Here is a 15,549-nt window from a genome sequence, read left to right as displayed (position 1 = left end):
CGCGAATGCGCCAGAGTCGCCCGTACGGCGTCCATCCCGCGCGGCTGGCGCCCGTCCGGTGCGACCCGACGCACCGGATGCCAGGGAGAGAGACACCCGTCATGCGCCACACCTCCACCGACCCCCGCGTCCCCCGGCGGCAGGGCGGCACCGACCGCGATCGTCGTCCGCAGCCGGTGCTCCATCCGCGGCCCTCGCCCGCTCGGATCGCCCGTGCCCGCCTGGCGCTGGTCGCCTGCATCGTGCTGTGGGTGCTCTACCTGGCCACGGTCGTGGTCGCGCTGTCACGCGGCGGCGCGCTCGTCGACGCCGAGCAGCTGGTGACGACGACGGTGTTCCTCGTCTCGGTGACGTTCCTGACGCTGTCGGCGTGCATGTACCTCCTCGCCCGCTCGGGTGCCCTTCCGCGCCTGGCCGCCCACCGTCGGGTGCGGCGCATCGACCTCGACGAGCACTTCTGCGGACGCGAACCGCGGTTGACGGCCCTCCTGCCGTCGCGGTCCGAGGATCCGGCGCTGGTGCGCATGGGGCTGTGGTCGGTCGCGCTGCAGGAGTTCCCGCGGCTGAACGTCGTGCTCCTGCTCGACGACGACGTCGATCCCGTCGGTGAGGCGGCGCGACTCGATCTCGAGGGGTGCCGCGCCCTCACCGACGAACTGACGAGCGCGTTGCTGCCGGTCTTCACCCGGGTGGATGCCGCCGCCGCCCGCGCCCGCGAGGGATCTCTCTCGTCGGCCGAGGTGACCGAGCTCGCGATGCGCGAGCACGCCGCCTGCGCCCAGTGGCTGCGCGCGCAGGCCGACGCCGCACCCACCCGCACGCACGTCGAGGTCTTCTTCGCCGAGGAGGTGCTGCGACGACTCGCCGACGACCTCGATGCGACGGCGGCGGCGCTGCGGGAGGCCGCCGACAACGGCGCCGCTCCACTCGAGCGCGAACGCGCGCTGCAGGTGCTCGAGCGTCTCGTGCGCGTCTTCCGCGTCGAGGCGAGCACGTTCGAGAGGCGCCGCTACGCCTCGCTCTCGCACGCGGCGAACAAGGCGATGAACCTCAACTCCTACCTCGGACTCATCGGCGGCCGTTACCGCGAGACGGTGATCGCGGGTCAGCTCGTGCTGGAGGATGCCGGCGACGGACCCGCCGATCTCGAGGTCGCCGCGTGCGACTTCGTGCTCACCCTCGACGCCGACTCGATGCTGCTCCCGGGCTACTGCGCGCACCTCGTGCACCTGCTCGAGCAGCCCGAGAACGCCCGGATCGCCGTCGCGCAGACGCCGTACAGCGCCTACCGGGGTGCGCCGACTCGGCTGGAACGCCTCGCCGGTGCGACCACCGATCTGCAGCACATCGTGCACCAGGGGCTGACCGCCTTCGACGCCACGTTCTGGGTCGGGGCCAACGCGGTGCTGCGGTGGGAGGCGGTGCAGCAACTCCGACGGGTGAGCGTCGACGACGGCATCCCGGTGGTGCGCTTCATCTCGGATCGCACCGCGATCGAGGACACGGAGTCCTCGATCGATCTGGCCGCGCACGGCTGGTCCCTGGTGAACTACCCCGAGCGCTTGAGCTACAGCGCCACCCCGCCCGACTTCGGCACCCTCGTCATCCAGCGCCGTCGGTGGGCCGACGGGGGTCTGCTCATCCTGCCGAGACTCCGCGCCCTCATCCAGCAGCGCCGCCGCGAGGGGCGCCCGCTGACGCTCGCCGAGCGGCTGCTGCGCACCAACTACCTCGGCTCCGTGGCCTGGGTGACGCTGGGCCTGTTCGCCGTGCTGACGCTGTACCCGATGAACGGTCAGCTGGTGACACTGCTGCTGCTGCTCATCGCCGTGCCGTACTTCGCCGAGATGGCATCCGACCTGCACGCGCTCGGCTACCGTCGCCGCGACGTCGTGGCGATCTACGGCCTCAATCTGCTGCTGCTGCCGGTCAATCTGGCCGGCAGCATCGGCTCGGTCGCGCAGGCGCTCAGCGGCCGCAAGGCGCGCTTCGCCCGGACGCCGAAGGTGGCCGCGCGCACCCGCGTCCCGGCGCTGTACCTGACCGCCCCGCTCGTGGTCGCGGCCGCGGCCGCCGCGATCGGGGTGCGCGCGGCGTACGTCGACGCGTGGGGGACGACGGTGTTCGCCGCCTTCACCACCCTGTCGATCGTCTGGGCGCTGCTGCGGCTGGTGGGTGTTCGAAACGCCGTGTCCGATCTGTGGTTCGCCTGGATGGACTGGATCTGGGTCGCCCCTCCCGCACAGACGCCGGACGCCTCGGTCACTGCCGAGCGCTGGACCGCCGTGCTCGACGACGGTCCCCGTGAGCTGGCGGGGGCCGCCTCGTGAGCCCCGTGATCGCTCGGTCGCGGTCGCGCTTCGCGGGTCGGCGCCTGTCGTTCGCACGGCTCGTGGTCAGCGCGGTCATCGCGGTGGCCCTCAGCGGCGGTGTCGCGGCCGTGGCCGTGCTGCCGACGCTCCCGCCCCCCGTGGACGGCACGCCGACGGCCGACCGGTGGTTCGTCGGCTATTACGACGTGACGCTCGACTCGGGCGATCAGCTCGCGCGGAGCGCGATGTCCGAGGGCCCGGGCGGCGTGGTGCTCGCCTTCGTGGTGGCGGCGGGCGACGACGACTGCACGCCGACATGGGGGAAGGCGTACAGCCTGGACGACGCGGCGGAGCGCTTCCAGCTCGACCGTCGCGTGGAGCGCGTGCGCCGCGAGGGGCGCCCCCTGGCCGTGTCGTTCGGGGGTGCGGCGAACTCCGAGCTCGCCCTGGCGTGCGACTCCGTCTCGGCGCTGGTCGACGCGTACCGCGAGGTGATGGATCGTTACGGGGCCGACGTGATGGATCTCGACATCGAGGGCGACGCCCTCGACGACGCGGCGGCGACCGCGCGACGCAACGCCGCAGTCGCCCAGCTGCAGCAGGAGCGCACCGCAGCCGGGCGCCCGCTCGATGTGTGGCTCACCCTCCCGGTGGCTCCGGACGGTCTCACCGACCGGGGGCTGACGCAGATCACCGAGATGCTGAACGCGGGGGTGACCCTGGCCGGCGTGAACGCCATGACCATGGACTTCAACGCCGACGACCGCAGCGTGTCGACCTCCGACCTGGCCATCGGAGCCCTCCGGCAGACGGCCGCGCAGGTCGCCGACGTCTGGCGCGGCGCGGGGCGGGACCTGCCCCCGGGCGGCGCCTGGGCGCTGCTGGGCGCCACCCCGATGATCGGTCAGAGCGACATCGAGCACGAGGTGTTCACGCTCGACGACGCGCGGGCTCTCGAGGCTTTCACCACCGAGGTGGGCGTCGCCCGCATGTCGCTGTGGTCGCTGAACCGCGACCGCACCTGCGGCAGCAACTACCCCCGCCCGAGAGTCGTGTCGACGTCGTGCAGCGGGGTGGAGCAGGCGGGCGAGAGCTTCGCCGGCATCCTCGGGGCGGATCGCGACGGCACCCCCGCGGGCCGAACGGCTCCGCAGGAGGACTGGCCGATGATCGCCGACGACGCGGACACGAGCCCCTTCCCGGTGTGGTCGTCGCAGTCGTTCTACTCGGCCGGCGTCTTCGTCGTCTGGCACGGCTCGGTGTACGTCGCCAAGTGGTGGAACGAAGACGGGGCGGTCCCCGACGACCCGACCCTGGATGCCGCCGCCTCGGCCTGGACGTATGTCGGCCCCGTCCTGGCCGACGACGTGCCCTTCGCCCTCCCCGAGCTGCCCGCGGGCACCTACCCCGACTGGAACGTCGACGCGCTCTACAACCAGGGCGACCGCGTGCTGTACGACGGCAGCGGGTACGAGGCGCGCTGGTGGTCGCGCGGCCAGCGTCCCGACCGTTCGGTCCTCGACCGCGACTACTCGCCGTGGAAGCTCATCGAGGCACCGGCGGAGGCACCGTGAGCGCACCGTCGAACAGCGACACGCGCCCGTCGACGGCGATGCTGGCCTGCATGGCACGGTGGGGCGGGTGAAGCCGGCCCACCACGTCGTGCCGGGCTTCGCCGACGGCCGCCGCCATCCACGCGAGGACCGCGACCAGCGCGTCCTCGTCGACGGCCTCGCCGCTGTCGTCTAGCAGCACCACGTCGACCCCGCGACCGCGCGCCGCGCCCACCGCGGAGCGCAGCGGCTCTCGCGACAGGCCTCCGGCGCGCAGTTCGTCGCGCAGGCGGCCCTCCCAGGCCGCGTACTCGCGGCGCTGGGCTGCGGAGGCGGGACTCCCCGCACCGATCCGCTCCATCAGCGGCACCACCGTTCGCACGAGCTCGTCGGTGCGCCGACCCAGCTCGGCGCGCGCCGCCCGTGACCAGCTCTCGCTCTCGGCGGCGATCACGGCCTCTCGGTGCAGCGCCGCGATCCGCCGCCGCATCCGCGCCACGACAAGGAGCATGGCGACGGCGACGATCACGATGACCGTGGGGCGGGCCGCCAGCTGCACCGTCTGTCCGACGAGTGCGCCGTCCAGGATGCCGCGCGCGGCGACGACGATCGCGATGAGCACCGCTCCCGCCATCGCGGTTCCCGTGCGTCCACGCAGAGCCAGCACGACGAGGAAGAAGGCCAGGGCGACCACGGGCCAGAGCGGACCGTAAGAGAACGGCGCGGTCGACACCGCGACGACGGTGCCCCCGACGACGAGGGCGGTGATGGCGGCAGCGCGCGGCCACGCCGGCGCCGCACGCCGCGCGCTCCACACCAGCGAGGCCGTGAGCAGCACGACCGCCAGCAGAGCCGCCTGCCGCGGCCACGACTCGGGGGCGGAGAGCGCGGCGGCGACCGCGCAGAGAACCTGCAGCGCGACGAAGCCGGCGGCGAGCAAGGCGACGGCGCGCCCGCGCGGACGGCCGCTCGCGTCGGCATCCATCTCGGGTCCGGGATCGGGCCGGTACCTCAGCACCACCCGGGTGCCCGTCCCGTGACCCGACTGCACCTCGGCGCCGCCACCGCTCACGCGCGCCATGCGCCCGACGATGCTGTGTCGGATGCCGAGTCGGTCGTCGGCGATGTCGGACACCTCGAAGCCCGCACCCTCATCGGCGACGACCACCTCGATCATCGCGGAGCGCACCGTCAGGGTCACCGAACGGGGAGCTTCCTCTGCGTGCCGGACGGCGTTGGCGAGCGCCTGCCGACACGCCCCCACGATCGCCTCACGCACGGGATCGGACACGTGCAGCGGGCTGTCCACGCGCGCGGTGAAGCGCGCATCGTGACGCCGCGCCTCCCGCGCGAGGGCGGCCTCCAGTGGCCAGGAGTCCTCGGATTCCTCGTGCGCCAGACGCGTCACCATGAGCGCCGCACGACGGGCCTGCGCGGCGAGGCGATCGAGGGGGCCCGCCACGGTCGAGGCGGCCAGAGCAAGCGTCGCCAACACCTCGTCGTGCACGAGCGCTGCGGTCCGGGTGCGCGCGGCCAGCCGACCGCGCTCCGCCGACTCGCGCTCGCCGGCCTCCCGGCGCGCGGCAGCCGCGGCATCCAGACCGCGTCCGGCCGAGAGCACGAACCCCCCGAGGGCGCAGATCACCGCCGCCGTGAGCACGGCATGGGCGTCGTTGACGACGCCGTCGAGGTCGAACCCGCCGAAACGCAGACGATAGATGACCCCGGCGACCGCCGCCAGCACCACGGTCACCCAGCCCAGCCCCGGGCCTGCGGCGACGAGGGCCGCGGCGACCCCGGCACTGGAGGCGGTGAGCAGCCAGGGCATGCGCTCGACGTGCCCCGCCTCCGCGGCCACCGGGAACAGCGCCACCACGGCCAGGTACGACACCACGGCCGCTCCGGCCCCCACCCGCAGCGCGCGCTCGCGGAGGATGGGAGCCGCGAGCGCGAGCGCGACCGTCAGCGCCGCCGACCACCACCCGAGCGCGTGGTACCAGAGCGGGAGGCCGCCTTGCTCGCCGCTCGCGAGGAAGGCGACGGTCACCACGGCCACCGCCGTCACCAGGAACCCGGAGGCCCCGGCGATCACCCGGCGGGCGGCGAGCGAACCCGCGTCGAGGTCACCCACGGCGGGGGCGGGGGACGTAGCCGTCTTCCACCCCGCGCTGGTAGAGCTCGACCTTGGTCGCCGCCGGGCGACCCACCAGCTGGTAGACGGCGCGGATGCGTCGCAGGTGATCGTTGACGGTGTTCTCGGAGATGAACAGCTGCGCCGCCACGTCGCGGGCGCCGAGGCCGGACGCGTAGAGACCGAGCACCTGGCGCTCCCGCTCCGTCAGGGGCGCGGCGTCGAGCAGCGGGTCGGTGTCGAGCGCCGACGCCCACTCGGTGGTGGCGACGTGCTCGCCGTGCGCGGCGGCGGCGATCGCCGCGAGGAGGGCCGGCGACGGGGCGGACTTGCGCACGATGCCGCACACATCGCTGCGCGAGGCCGCGCGCACGAGGAAGGGGTCCTCCCCCGAGGTGAGCACGAGCACGTGAGCGCCCCAGCGGCGGATCGCCGCGACGTTCTCGCCCGGCGAGGAGTCGTCGCGAAGGCTCAGGTCGAGTAGAACCAGCTCCACGTCGCACGCGCGTGAGACGAGACGCGAGACGGTCGGTTCGTGGCGGACGAAACGTAGGCCCCCGGCCCCGGCGAGCAGTCCCTGCATCGCGAGGGCGACCAGTTCGTGGTCATCGACGACCGCCACGCGCGAGACGTCCCCTTCACCCATGGCACGAGTATGTCTCACCCGGGCACCGGCGACGCGGCATCCTTTAAAAGCGGTGCACGGGGACGATGAACGGTCGCGGCCCGAGTCGGGGTGGGCCCGGCCTGGGCCGGACCCGCGGAGCGCCTAGAAGGCCTGCTCGATCCAGGCGTCTCCCGCAACGCTCTCGCCGAGGAAGGTGCCCGTCGGTTCGGCGGTTCCCTCGTAGATGGGCGCGCCGCTCGCCGAGAACTCCTGGTCCTGAAGCCGCGTCGAAATCAGCATGTCGGAGTCGAACGACGGGATCTGCACCCGGAACTGCTGCGCGTAGCTGTTGCCCGTCGAGGGGCTCGTCCACAGCTCGCCGACCGGGGTCATCGTGCTGGCGACGTAGTAGATCTCACCGTTCGGGTCCTGGATGGTGGCGAAAGCGTCGACCGAGACGCCGATCTCGGGCTTGTACCCCTCGCCGATCATGCCGGCGGTCGAGAGCGTGTACCCGTTCTCGAGCTGGATGTCCTGCAGGAGCCACCGGACGCGGGTGTCGGCCGAGTTGCCACCGAAGAACCCGTACTCGTGGTCCATCCAGGTGGTGCCGGTCACCTCGAAGGTCTCGCCCCCGAAGGTGATGGTGCCGGTCGCCTTCAGCCGGGTGAACGAGAAGTAGTAGTTGTCCTTCTTCAAGCTCTGGCTCGTCGCGCTGGGCTCCACTCCCGTTCCGAAGACGAACATCGGTCGGCCCTGCTGCGAGAACGTGAGGTCGAACTCGACCTCGTCCAGCGTCTTGGCGTCCTGGAGGACGGCCGTGACCGAGATGTCGCGCGTCGGGTCGGCCTGGGGCGCCGTCATGACGACGGAATGACGCACGGCCACCGCGGTGGCTCCCGAACCACCGCCGCCGACGAGGGTCACGGTCGGAGTGGTCGTGTACCCCGACCCGGGCTTCAGCAGGATGATCTGGGTCACTCCGCCCTTGTCGTCGAGGATCGCGACGGCGGAGGCCCCGGTGCCGTCACCCTCGAAGTGGACGGAGGGCGCCTCGGTGTAGCCGGAGCCCGTGTTCGTGACGCTGAACCCGCCGACCAGCCATGACGGGTCGCCCAGTCGCGCGTACCACGGCTTCGACGGGTCGCCCTCGGCCCAGGAGTTGACGTCGAACACCCCGATCGGCGAGGGTCCGTAGACCTGCGTGCGCTCGTAGTGGCGGCCCCCCTCGACGTCGCTGAGCGAGATCTGCGACATCCCGAAGTGCTGGCCGGTGAAGGAGGCGGCGTTGATGTCGAAGCCGAACACGCGATCGCCCGCCCGAAGGGTGCCGATGTGCCACCACCACTCGGTCGGAGCCCCCGCGTGCCGGTACATGTCCTTCGGCAGGCTGAGGACGACGTTCTCTTCGGGGACGGGAGCGGGCTTCGTCGTGCCCTTCCACAGCGGGTTCTCGGGAACGGGGACCGACGGCGCGGTCACTCCGCTCGGTTTCCCCTTCACGATCGCCACGATCGCCGCCACGACAAGTCCGACCCCGACGAAGCGGGCCCCCCACGACATACGTCTCATGGTCGGAGTGTAGTGACGACGGGTGTCCCGTGGGGGGCCGGTCTGTGGCGGCGCGATTCGACCGCCCCCTCACCGTCGAACGGGCCCGGCGGCGAGCGTCGTGCGCACGACCGGAAGCGGTGCACCGAGCAAGGGATTCCCGCAGAATTGCGTCACGGCGTGTGCGCATGTCGGACGCAGCGGGCAGACTGGGCGCATGAGCAGTCGCGCAGGGAAGCCCGCAGAGGCATCCGATCTCATCGACATCGACGAACTGATCGCGGCGTATTACGACCGCAAACCGGATGCCGCGGTGCCCGAGCAGCGCGTCGCCTTCGGCACCAGTGGTCACCGGGGCTCGTCGCTGAGCACCAGCTTCAACGAAGACCACATCCTCGCCACCACCCAGGCGATCGTCGACTACCGCGCGGCGCAGGGCATCACGGGGCCCCTGTTCCTCGGCCGCGACACCCACGGACTGTCGCTGCCCGCCGAGCGCAGCGCCATCGAGGTGCTCGTCGCCAACGGCGTCGACGTGCGCGTCGATTCCCGCGACGCGTGGGTGCCGACACCGGCTCTCAGCCACGCGATCCTCGCCTACAACACGGGCCGCGCGGCCGACGACCCGGGCCGCGCCGACGGCATCGTCGTGACCCCGTCGCACAACCCTCCGCGCGACGGCGGCTTCAAGTACAACCCGCCGCACGGCGGCCCCGCCGACACCGACGCCACCGGCTGGATCGCCGACCGTGCGAACGAGCTGATCGCCGCGGGCCTGTCGGGCGTACAGCGCACTCGCCACGCCGACATCGACCTCGAGAACCTCGGCCAGTACGACTTCCGCGACGCGTACGTGCGGGATCTGGCATCCATCATCGACATCGACGCCATCAAGAGCGCCGGCGTCCGCATGGGCGCTGACCCGCTGGGCGGGGCCTCGGTGGAGTACTGGGCGCTCATCGCCGAGGTGTACGGCCTCGACCTCACCGTCGTGAACCCCGAGGTCGACCCGACCTGGAAGTTCATGACGCTCGACTGGGACGAGAAGATCCGCATGGATCCCTCGTCGCCCTCGGCCATGGCCTCGCTCGTCGCCGCGCGCGCCGACTACGACATCCTCACGGGCAACGACGCCGATGCCGACCGCCACGGCATCGTGACGCCCGACGCGGGACTGATGAACCCCAACCACTACCTCGCCGTCGCGATCGACTACCTGTTCTCGCACCGTCCGGGCTGGCCCGCCGACGCCGCGATCGGCAAGACGCTCGTGTCGTCGATGATCATCGACAAGGTCGCCGCATCGCTCGGCAAGACGCTGCTCGAGGTGCCCGTGGGCTTCAAGTGGTTCGTGCCGGGGCTGCTCGACGGCTCCGTCGCCTTCGGCGGCGAGGAGTCGGCCGGGGCGTCGTTCCTGCGCAAAGACGGCACGGTCTGGACCACCGACAAAGACGGCATCCTGCTGTGCCTCCTCGCCGCCGAGATCCTCGCCGTCACCGGCAAGACGCCGTCGCAGCGGTACGCCGAGCTCGAGGCCGAGTTCGGCGCCTCGGCCTACCAGCGTGTCGATGCTCCCGCGACGCCCGCGCAGAAGTCGACGCTGTCGAAGCTGTCACCCGATGCCGTGAGCGCCACCGAGCTGGCCGGCGAGCCGATCGTCGCCAAGCTCTCGCACGCTCCGGGCAACGGCGCGGCGATCGGCGGCCTCAAGGTGCAGACCGAGTCGGCCTGGTTCGCCGCGCGCCCCTCGGGCACCGAAGACGTCTACAAGCTGTACGCGGAGTCGCTGCGCGGCGAGGACCACCTGCGCGAGGTGCAGGAAGAGGCCCGCGCGGTCGTGTCCGCCGCTCTCGGCCAGGCCTGACGCGCGAGAAAGCGGCGTCGCCCTTCGGGGCGGCGCCGCTTTCTCGTGCTGCTCGCGGGCCGGGGCGCGTCGCGGGCCGGGGTGCGCGGGTCGGGTGCGCGTCGCGGGTCGGGGTTGCGCCCGGGCCGGGGCGCGTCGCCGGCCGGGGTTATGGCATCCATAAACGCTATTTCTGCGCATAAACACGACGCCTGCGCGTTCATGCGCAGGAAGAGCGTTTATGCGCGGGGGGCCGGGGCCCGCGCGGGTGGCCGGGGCCCACGCGCGGGTGGCCCGGGCTCGCGCGCGGGTGGCCGGGGCCCGCACGCCGGAGGGCGGGGCGAACAAAGGCGTCTGCCACGCAGGCGTGCCCGCGACGGGATGCCGCGGCCCCGGCGCTCCGCGGAGCGTCGGGGCCGGGGCGATCGGGATCAGGACGCGAAGGTCGCCGCGTCGATGACGAAGCGGTAGCGCACGTCGCTCTTCAGCACGCGCTCGTAGGCCTCGTTGATCTGGTCGGCCGAGATGACCTCGACCTCGGGGGCGATGCCGTTCTCGGCGCAGAAGTCGAGCATCTCCTGGGTCTCGCGGATGCCGCCGATCGACGAGCCGGCGAACGAGCGACGGTTCGTGAACAGGGTGAAGACCTGGATGGGCAGCGGCTCCGGCGGGGCGCCGACGTTGACCATCGTGCCGTTGAGCGTGAGCAGCCCGAGGTACTTCTTCAGTTCGAGCGGAGCGCTGACGGTGTTGACGATGAGGTCGAAGGTGTTCTTCAGCGTCGTGAAGGTCTCTTCGTCCTTGGTCGCGTAGTAGTGGTCGGCGCCCATCTTGAGGCCGTCGTCTTTCTTGCTCAGCGTCTGCGACAGCACGGTGACCTCGGCGCCCATGGCGTGGGCGATCTTGACGGCCATGTGGCCGAGACCGCCGAGGCCGACGATGGCGACCTTCTTGCCGGGGCCGGCGTTCCAGTGGTTCAGCGGCGAGTAGGTCGTGATGCCGGCGCACAGCAGCGGGGCGGCCTTGTCGTAGGGGATCGACTCGGGGACGCGCAGCACGAAGTGCTCGTCGACGACGATCTTCTCGCTGTAGCCGCCCTGCGTGATCGAGCCGTCGACGTCCTTACCGGCGTAGGTGCCGATGTTGCCCTTCTCGCAGTACTGCTCCTCGCCTGCGAGGCAGTTGTCGCACTCGCGGCACGAGTTGACCATGCAGCCGACGCCGACGCGGTCGCCGACCTTGTGCGAGGTGACGTCGGAGCCGATCTCGGCGACCGTTCCGACGATCTCGTGGCCCACCGTCAGGGGGTAGGGCACGTCGCCCCACTCGCCGCGGATGGTGTGGATGTCGGAGTGGCAGATGCCGGCGTAGGCGATGTCGATCAGGACGTCCTTCGGGCCGACGTCACGGCGCTCGATGGTCGTGGGCTCGAGGGGCGAAGTCGCGGATGACGCCGCGTAGGCGTTGACGTGCATGGGTCTCCTCAGGAGGGGTCGATGCGGATGCATCCATCCTCCCCCGGGCACGCCGAGGTCGGCGCGGGCTTGCACGGATGTGCGCGAGGTGCCACGACTCACGCGCGGGGGTGGGGCGGGGGCTAGGACGGGCGGGTGAGCAGGGTGGCGAGGCGCGGGAGCTGCGCGGGGTCTTCGAGCGCCGATCCGACCGCGGCGACGCGCACCCCGGCATCCAGGAACTCGGCCGCGTTGCCGGCGTCGAGTCCCCCGGTGGCCACGAACCGCACGTCGGGAAAGGGCCCGCGGATCACGCGGAACCACGCCGGACCCAGCCACGAGGCGGGGAACGCCTTGAGCCAGCGAAGCCCCAGCGATACCGCGAGCTGCACCTCGCTAGGCGTCGCCACTCCCGGCAGGATCGGGATGCCATGCGCCCGCGCCGCGGCCACCACCGCCGGGTCGAGGCCCGGTGAGACGAGGTACGCCGCGCCCGCGGCCTGGGCGACGGGCACCTGCGCCGGGTCGACGATCGTGCCGGCGCACACGCGCAGCCCGCGCTCGGCCGCGGCGGCGCACACCGCCCGCAGCGCCTCTTCGTCGGCGGGGGTCTGCAGGGGCACCTCGACGGCGTCGATGCCGAGGTCCCACGCGGTGGCCGCCACCGCGAGCGACCGCTCGCGGCCCATGCCGCGCAGGATCGCCATGAGCGGGGCGCCGGCGAACCGGGCGTCGAAGAAGGCGGTGGTGTCGTCAGCGGGAAGCATGGTCGCTCCGATCGAGAGGGCGAAGGGGGGATGCCGGCAGGGCGGCCGTGTCGTGCAGGGAGTCGCCGAGGGTGCGCAGGGTCAGTGCCGCGCGTTCGTGCCCCGCGGCGAGCCGGTCGGCGACCCCGAGCCCGCGGGAGCGGGCGGCGAGGTACCCGCCGGCGAAGGCGTCTCCGGCCCCCACCGCGTCGAGCACCTCGACCCGCAGCGCCGGGACGAACGTGCGCGCCTCGCCGTGGAAGGCCGTGGCGCCGACGTCGCCGTCTTTTACGACGAGTTCCGCGACGCCGTCGAGAAGCGCCCGCACGTCGCTGTCGCGCGGGGTCGCCCACAGCGTCTCGGCCTCGTCGCGGCCGACGAAGACGACGTCGGCGGCCGTTGCGAGGTCGGCGAGGACGGGGCCCGCGTCCGCCGCCGACCACAGCGCCGCGCGGTGGTTCACGTCGAAGCTCACCGTGACCCCGATCGCACGCGCCCGCGCCATCGCCGCGACGAGGAACGCCCGGGCGGACGACGACAGGGCGGCGGTGATGCCCGAGACGTGCAGCACGTCGACCCCGTCGAGGGCCAGGTCGTCGGCATCGTCCTCGGCGAGGGCCGAGGCCGCCGACCCGCGGCGGTAGTACCGCACGCCCCGGCCCGGGTCCTTCACGTACAGACCGGTGGGGCGGTCGGGGTCGCGGACGACCGACGCCGCGTCGACGCCCCGAGCGGCGACCTGCCGCAGCACGCGATCGCCGAGGGCGTCGGCGCCGAGACGACTGTGCCAGCGCGCCGTCATCCCGAGGGCGGCGGCGTGGGCGGCGACGTTCGATTCCGCCCCGCCCGCGTCGACGAGGAAGGCCGCGGCATCGACGACCCCTCCCCCGTCGGAGGGCGCGAGCATCGCCATCGTCTCGCCGACGGCGAGCAGCACCCCCGTCATCAGCGCAGGTCGGTGATGGGCGCGGCATCCATGTCGTCGAAGGCCTGGTTCTCGCCCGCCATCGCCCACACGAACGAGTACGCCGCCGTGCCGACCCCCGAGTGCAGCGACCAGCTCGGCGAGATGACGGCCTGGCGGTCGCCCACGATGAGGTGACGGGTCTCTTCGCGCTCGCCCATCAGGTGCACGACGCGGGCGTCGGCGGGCACGTCGAAGTAGAGGTAGCACTCGGTGCGCCGGTCGTGCGTGTGGGCCGGCATCGTGTTCCACATCGAGCCCGGGTGCAGCTGGGTCACGCCCATGACGATCTGGCAGCTCTGCACGCCGTTCTCGTGGATGTACTGGTTCAGCGTGCGGCGATTGCTCGTGACCTGGTCGCCGAGCTCGCGCACCGTTCCCTCACCGGGCGACACCAGCGCCGCGGGGTAGCTCGTGTGCGCGGGCGCCGAGAAGAGATAGAACTGCGCCCCGTCGGCGTCGGTGCCCGCGTCGGCGAACACGACGTCGCGGATGCCGCGTCCCAGGTACAGGCACGCACCGGTGACGAGCTCGTACACCTCGCCGTCGGCGGTGACGGTGCCGGCCCCGCCGACGTTGACGATGCCCACCTCGCGGTGCTCGAGGAAGTACTCGCTGCGGATCTCGGGATAACCGGTGAGGGGCAGCGGAGCGCCCGCCGGCACGGCACCGCCCAGCACGATGCGGTCGTGGTGCGTGTAGGTCAACCGCACCTCGCCGGCGACGAAGAGGTCGTCGATGAGGAAACGATCGCGCAGGTCGGCGGTGTCCATGCCGGGGATCTGCGCGGGGTGGGTCGCGTAGCGCTGGGGGATGGAGGCGGTCATGCGATTCTCCTGGGGTTCGGGGTCGGGAAAGCGAGGGGCGGAGCGGGCGGTGTCAGCGCACGAGCCAGCCGCCGTCGACGGGGATCACCGTGCCGGTGACGTAGGCGGCGGCGTCGGAGGCGAGGAACACGAACGCGCCCTGCAGGTCGCCCGGGGTCCCCCAGCGTCCGGCGGGGATGCGCGCGAGGATCGAGGCCTCGCGGTCGGCGTCGGCGCGGATGGGGGCGGTGTTGTCGGTCGCCATGTATCCCGGGGCGATCGCGTTGACGGTGACCCCCGAGGCCGCCCACTCGTTGGCGAGCGCTTTGGTGAGTCCCGCGACGGCGTGCTTGGAGGCCGCGTAGCCGGGCACGAGGATGCCGCCCTGGAACGACAGCATCGAGGCGACGTTGACGATGCGCCCCCACCCCTGCGCGATCATGCGACGGCCGGCGGCCTGCGAGAGGTGGAACACGGCGTCGAGGTTGACGGCGAGCACGTCGTCCCAGTCGGCGGCGCCGTGCTCGGCGGCGGGGGCGCGGCGGATGGTGCCGGCGTTGTTGACGAGGATGTCGACGCGACCGAGGACGTCGGCCGCCTCGTCGATCGCCGCGGCGAGCTCGTCGCGGGTGGCCGAGACGAAGTCGCGGTGCACGGTGTGCACGCGCCGACCGAGCCCGCGAGCGAGTTCCGCGGTGTGCTCGGCGTCGCCGCGGTCGATGAGCACGAGGTCGGCGCCCGCCTCGGCGAGGGCGAGGGCCGCACCCTGACCGAGGCCGCGGCTCGAGCCGGTGACGACGGCGACGCGGCCGTCGAGGCGGAAGGTGTCGAGGATCATGCGGGTGCTCCCGAGGGTGAGGTGAAGACGGTGGTCAGCTCGCCGATCCCCGCGACGCGCACGGTCACGGCGTCGCCGGGGGCGAGCGGTCGGTGCGCGGCTTGCGCGGCGGCCAGCTTCTGCGGCGTGCCGGTCGAGACGACGTCGCCGGGCTCGAGCGTCAGCACCTGGCTGAGGTAGTGCACGACGAAGGCGACCGAGAAGATCGTCGTCGCCGTCGACTGCGACACGGTGACCCGGCCGTCTCGCAGGACCTCGACGACGAGGTCCTGCGGATCGATCTCGTCGGCGGTGACCATCCAGGGCCCCAGCGGCGCGAACCCGTCGAAGCACTTGCCCAGCGCCCACTGGCTCTGTCGACGCTGCCACGACCGGTCGGACACGTCGTTGAGCAGGGTGTAGCCCGCGACGTACGACAGGGCGTCGTCGAGCGATACCCCGTGCGCCCGTCGGCCGATGACGACGGCGATCTCCCCCTCGTAGTCGACGTCGTCGGCCACGGCGGGGATCACGACGGCATCGGCCGGACCGCCCAGCGTGTTCGCCGTCTTCACGAACACGTCGGGCGTGGCCGGGTCGTCGGCGGTGGGGTCGACCCCGTCGGGCACATGCCCGCGGTAGTTGTACCCCAGGCACAGCAGCGAGCGCGGCACCACCGGCGCGCGCAGCGCCGAGGGGTCGAGCGGCGGCAGGGTCTCGGCATCCGCGGTGGCGACGAGATCCCGAATGCCGTCGAGCTCGGCG

Annotated in this window: 12 protein-coding genes; 3 read left to right on the top strand and 9 right to left on the bottom strand. The window is 72.3% G+C overall.

Features of this window, described 5'->3' with window-relative positions; genetic code table 11:
* Nucleotides 1–101 precede the first annotated feature (101 nt).
* The gene (locus tag IFR11_RS05875) at nucleotides 102–2,330 is read left to right on the top strand and encodes a glycosyltransferase family 2 protein (protein WP_191915540.1); all 2,229 of its coding nucleotides are present in this window, start codon (nucleotides 102–104) and stop codon (nucleotides 2,328–2,330) included.
* The gene (locus IFR11_RS05870) at nucleotides 2,327–3,886 is read left to right on the top strand and encodes a carbohydrate-binding protein (RefSeq protein WP_191915539.1); all 1,560 of its coding nucleotides are present in this window, start codon (nucleotides 2,327–2,329) and stop codon (nucleotides 3,884–3,886) included. Before IFR11_RS05875 ends, IFR11_RS05870 begins: the two co-directional genes overlap by 4 nt.
* Here IFR11_RS05870 and IFR11_RS05865 read toward each other — a convergent pair.
* The 3 genes from IFR11_RS05865 to IFR11_RS05855 form a co-directional block, all read right to left on the bottom strand.
* Nucleotides 3,858–5,996 (bottom strand): ATP-binding protein, encoded by a 2,139-nt coding sequence (locus IFR11_RS05865; protein ID WP_191915538.1) that lies wholly within the window; start codon nucleotides 5,994–5,996, stop codon nucleotides 3,858–3,860. The two genes, IFR11_RS05870 and IFR11_RS05865, sit on opposite strands and share 29 nt — an antisense overlap.
* Complete coding sequence (locus IFR11_RS05860) at nucleotides 5,989–6,642, bottom strand: response regulator transcription factor (RefSeq protein ID WP_191915537.1); 654 nt, start codon at nucleotides 6,640–6,642, stop codon at nucleotides 5,989–5,991. The genes IFR11_RS05865 and IFR11_RS05860 overlap by 8 nt, the downstream gene beginning before the upstream one ends.
* A gap of 123 nt (nucleotides 6,643–6,765) precedes the next feature.
* The gene (locus IFR11_RS05855; RefSeq protein ID WP_191915536.1) at nucleotides 6,766–8,175 is read right to left on the bottom strand and encodes a lipocalin-like domain-containing protein; all 1,410 of its coding nucleotides are present in this window, start codon (nucleotides 8,173–8,175) and stop codon (nucleotides 6,766–6,768) included.
* Nucleotides 8,176–8,371: 196 nt separating this feature from the next.
* On the opposite strand from IFR11_RS05855, the gene pgm reads away from it, so the two are divergent.
* Nucleotides 8,372–10,018 (top strand): phosphoglucomutase (alpha-D-glucose-1,6-bisphosphate-dependent), encoded by a 1,647-nt coding sequence (gene pgm / locus IFR11_RS05850; RefSeq protein WP_191915535.1) that lies wholly within the window; start codon nucleotides 8,372–8,374, stop codon nucleotides 10,016–10,018.
* Nucleotides 10,019–10,428: 410 nt separating this feature from the next.
* Here the strand turns inward: pgm and IFR11_RS05845 are convergent, their stop codons facing one another.
* The 6 genes from IFR11_RS05845 to IFR11_RS05820 form a co-directional block, all read right to left on the bottom strand.
* Nucleotides 10,429–11,472 carry an NAD(P)-dependent alcohol dehydrogenase gene (locus IFR11_RS05845; protein WP_191915534.1) on the bottom strand — a complete coding sequence of 348 codons (1,044 nt, stop codon included), beginning with the start codon at nucleotides 11,470–11,472 and terminating at the stop codon, nucleotides 10,429–10,431.
* Between the two features lie 122 nt (nucleotides 11,473–11,594).
* Nucleotides 11,595–12,218: a bifunctional 4-hydroxy-2-oxoglutarate aldolase/2-dehydro-3-deoxy-phosphogluconate aldolase gene (locus tag IFR11_RS05840; protein WP_055940531.1), complete on the bottom strand. Its 624-nt coding sequence runs from the start codon at nucleotides 12,216–12,218 to the stop codon at nucleotides 11,595–11,597.
* Nucleotides 12,205–13,143, bottom strand: a complete 939-nt coding sequence (locus IFR11_RS05835; protein WP_191915533.1) for a sugar kinase — start codon at nucleotides 13,141–13,143, stop codon at nucleotides 12,205–12,207. The genes IFR11_RS05840 and IFR11_RS05835 overlap by 14 nt, the downstream gene beginning before the upstream one ends.
* Entirely contained in the window at nucleotides 13,143–13,988 is an 846-nt protein-coding gene (gene kduI / locus IFR11_RS05830; RefSeq protein WP_191915532.1) for a 5-dehydro-4-deoxy-D-glucuronate isomerase, read from the bottom strand. Before kduI ends, IFR11_RS05835 begins: the two co-directional genes overlap by 1 nt.
* Nucleotides 13,989–14,040: 52 nt before the next feature.
* Nucleotides 14,041–14,805 (bottom strand): 2-dehydro-3-deoxy-D-gluconate 5-dehydrogenase KduD, encoded by a 765-nt coding sequence (gene kduD / locus IFR11_RS05825; RefSeq protein ID WP_055832921.1) that lies wholly within the window; start codon nucleotides 14,803–14,805, stop codon nucleotides 14,041–14,043.
* Nucleotides 14,802–15,549, bottom strand: a 748-nt coding sequence (locus IFR11_RS05820) for a fumarylacetoacetate hydrolase family protein (RefSeq protein WP_191915531.1), incomplete at its 5' end; no start/stop codon positions are given. The genes kduD and IFR11_RS05820, both read right to left, overlap by 4 nt.

Source organism: Microbacterium sp. CFBP 8801, from assembly GCF_014839455.1.
GTDB lineage: Bacteria > Actinomycetota > Actinomycetes > Actinomycetales > Microbacteriaceae > Microbacterium.
The sequence above is the reverse complement of the archived record's forward strand: the minus strand, read 5'-3'. Positions and strand labels throughout refer to the sequence as shown.

Excerpts from the sequence above, each read along its gene's own strand:
- IFR11_RS05875 (WP_191915540.1), top strand. The coding sequence starts at position 102 with ATGCGCCACACCTCCACCGACCCCCGCGTCCCCCGGCGGCAGGGCGGC.
- IFR11_RS05860 (WP_191915537.1), bottom strand. The coding sequence starts at position 6,642 with ATGGGTGAAGGGGACGTCTCGCGCGTGGCGGTCGTCGATGACCACGAA.
- IFR11_RS05855 (WP_191915536.1), bottom strand. The coding sequence starts at position 8,175 with ATGAGACGTATGTCGTGGGGGGCCCGCTTCGTCGGGGTCGGACTTGTC.
- pgm (WP_191915535.1), top strand. The coding sequence starts at position 8,372 with ATGAGCAGTCGCGCAGGGAAGCCCGCAGAGGCATCCGATCTCATCGAC.
- IFR11_RS05845 (WP_191915534.1), bottom strand. The coding sequence starts at position 11,472 with ATGCACGTCAACGCCTACGCGGCGTCATCCGCGACTTCGCCCCTCGAG.
- IFR11_RS05840 (WP_055940531.1), bottom strand. The coding sequence starts at position 12,218 with ATGCTTCCCGCTGACGACACCACCGCCTTCTTCGACGCCCGGTTCGCC.
- IFR11_RS05835 (WP_191915533.1), bottom strand. The coding sequence starts at position 13,143 with ATGACGGGGGTGCTGCTCGCCGTCGGCGAGACGATGGCGATGCTCGCG.
- kduI (WP_191915532.1), bottom strand. The coding sequence starts at position 13,988 with ATGACCGCCTCCATCCCCCAGCGCTACGCGACCCACCCCGCGCAGATC.
- kduD (WP_055832921.1), bottom strand. The coding sequence starts at position 14,805 with ATGATCCTCGACACCTTCCGCCTCGACGGCCGCGTCGCCGTCGTCACC.